Source organism: Streptomyces sp. sk2.1 (genome assembly GCF_008120935.1).
Taxonomy (GTDB): domain Bacteria; phylum Actinomycetota; class Actinomycetes; order Streptomycetales; family Streptomycetaceae; genus Streptomyces.
Window position 1 is genome coordinate 1 of the sequence record NZ_RDBO01000288.1, and the last position, 2,402, is coordinate 2,402.

Genomic DNA, 2,402 nt, shown 5'->3' on the forward strand with positions numbered 1-2,402 from the left:
GGGGGCGGTGGCCAGGTCGAGTCGGCCGGTGGCGACGTTCGCCAGGTGGCGGTCGATCTCCTCGTCGGTGGCGAGGCCCTCCGCGACCAGGTGGTGGCGGATGTGGCGCACCGTCGCGTCCTCCAGCACGGTGCACGCCGGGGAGGTGATCGGGAAGTACGCGTCGGCCCGTACGTCCTCCAATCCTGCCTCGCGCAACGCCCCGGGCAGGGTCCTGCCGTACGCGAGGTCCGCGCCGCGGGCCGCCATCAGGGTGCGGAAGCCGGAACGCAGGCGGTTGGCGAGACGCTGTTCGGGGCCCGACTCGTCCGGGCACAGCAGCGGCTGCAACGCGGGATCGGCGTCCTCCAGGAGCAGCACCCCGCCGGGCCGGAGGGCCCGGACCATGCGGCGCAGGGCCTCGGTGCGATCGGTGACGTGGACCAGGACCAGCCGGGCGTGCACGAGGTCGAAGGCGCCGGGCGGCGGCGGGTCGGCCGCCACGTCGTGGGCCAGCACCTCGATCACGCCGTCGGCGATGTCACGGGTCCAGGACACGTCGATGTCGGTGGCGATCACCTTCCCGGTCGGGCCGACCCGTTCCGCCAGGCCGAGGGGCACGGAGGGGCCGCCGGCGCCGACCTCCCAGCACCGCATGCCCGGGCCGATCCCCAACTCGTCAATGTGCCGGAACGTCACCGGGTCGAACAGCTCCGCCAGGGCGCCGAAGCGAACACCCGCCTCGGACCGGCTGTTGTCCAGGAGGTAGCCGCGGGAGGCGTTGTGTTCGGACATGCGGTGATTCTGGCAGACGGGGGAGCAGGGGGCCTTCGCCCCGCTGCTCCCCCGGGTGGTCAGCCCTTCGGGTCGGTGAGGTAGGTGTCGATCACCCGCATCGCCCGTTCCGTCGCACCCCTGCGGTACAGCCAGTGGCTCACGACGTCCATCGTGAACAGGGTCGCCCTCGGGAAGGAGCGCGCCATGCGGCGCGCGCCGGGCAGCGGGGTCGCCAGGTCGTGGGTGGCGTTCACCACGAGGACGGGCGGGAGGGGACCCTTCGCCCGGGCGGGGCGGGGCTCGGGCGGCATGGTCCAGCCCTGGCAGCCGAGGACGGTGTCCAGGGCCTGGGAGTTGTGGCGGACGTGCGGGGCGGCCTCGGCGACCCGCTGGAGAATGGCCCGGTACTGGGCGTGGTCGCGGATCCGGAAGTCGTAGTCCCGGCACAGCACGAGCCGCGAGGAGATGTCGGTGCCGGTGGGGATCCAGCGGACCTCGCCCCTGCCGGTGTACAGGGCGGCCAGCTGTTTCGCCGTCTCCTCCCGGCCCCCCTTGCCGAGGGCGAAGGTCAGGAAGTCGGACAGCTGGTCGGCGTCGACCGCGGTGCTCGTCGGGCCGTCCGGGCCCGGGTCGCGGAGCGTGCCCGCGTCGGCGCGGGCGAACAGTTCGTCGGTGACGGCGACCAGGTCCTTGCCCCTGAGCGCGCAGGCCGTGTCCTTCTCGCACCAGGCCGCGAGCCGCTTCAGGGTGTTGTCGGTGGTGACGCTGCCCTCGACGAGGTAGCGCTCGGCGTCCGGCCGGTCCGGGTCCATCGCGCTGTCCAGGGCCAGCGCGCGGAGCCTGCCGGGGAACAGGCGCGCGTAACGCTCACCGAGGAAGGTGCCGTAGGAGTGGCCGATGAAGCTGATCCGGCTCTCGCCGAGGGCGGCGCGGATCGCGTCCATGTCCCGGGCCACGCTCTCGCCGTCCATGTGGGCGGCGAGCGGCCCCGTACGCTCCAGGCAGCTGTCGGCCAGCCGGCCGTTCAGGGTGCGCAGTCGCTCGAACTCGGCCGCGTCGCGCGGGCGGGCCGGTATCGACTCGATGATCGTCTCGTCGCACTCGGCGTTCCGGCTGCGGCCGATGCCGCGCGGGTCGAAGCCGATCATGTCGAAGCGCCGGAGCATGTCCGGGGTGTAGCCGCTGACGGGGTCGTCCGCGTACAGCGCGTCGTCGGCGCCGGGCGCCCCGGGGCCGCCCGGGTTCGACATCAGGACGCCGATCCGCCGCGAAGGGTCGGTGGCCCGGTGGCGGGCGACGAAGATGCCGATCTTCGGGCCCTTCGGCCTCGACCAGTCCAGTGGCACCCGCACCGTCGCGCACTGCGCCCGCGGGCCGGGGTCGGGGTAGGGCGGCTCGGCGGCGGGGCAGGTGCCCCAACTGATCGGCGCCACAAGGAAGTCGGCGTCGGAGGACTTCCCGGCGACCGCCTCGCCGGGAGCGGTCGGGGAGGTCGGGGTGCTGGGGACGGTCGCGGCGAAGGAGGCGGCGGRCAGGGCCAGGAGGAGCAGTGCGGAGAGGGTCCGCCGTCTTGAGGAGGATGGGCCCTCGGGCGGGGAGGACACCACGGAGCCTTGGTCGCCGGACTTCTCCGGTCCTGAGGAATC

2 protein-coding genes are annotated in these 2,402 nt (G+C 73.7%); both read right to left on the bottom strand.

Features of this window, described 5'->3' with window-relative positions; genetic code table 11:
- Positions 1 to 774 (bottom strand): class I SAM-dependent methyltransferase (locus tag EAO76_RS43880; RefSeq protein WP_148841777.1); only part of this gene is annotated, 774 nt, incomplete at its 3' end.
- Positions 775 to 833: 59 nt separating this feature from the next.
- Positions 834 to 2,402 (bottom strand): alpha/beta fold hydrolase (locus EAO76_RS43885; RefSeq protein WP_316248438.1); only part of this gene is annotated, 1,569 nt, incomplete at its 5' end.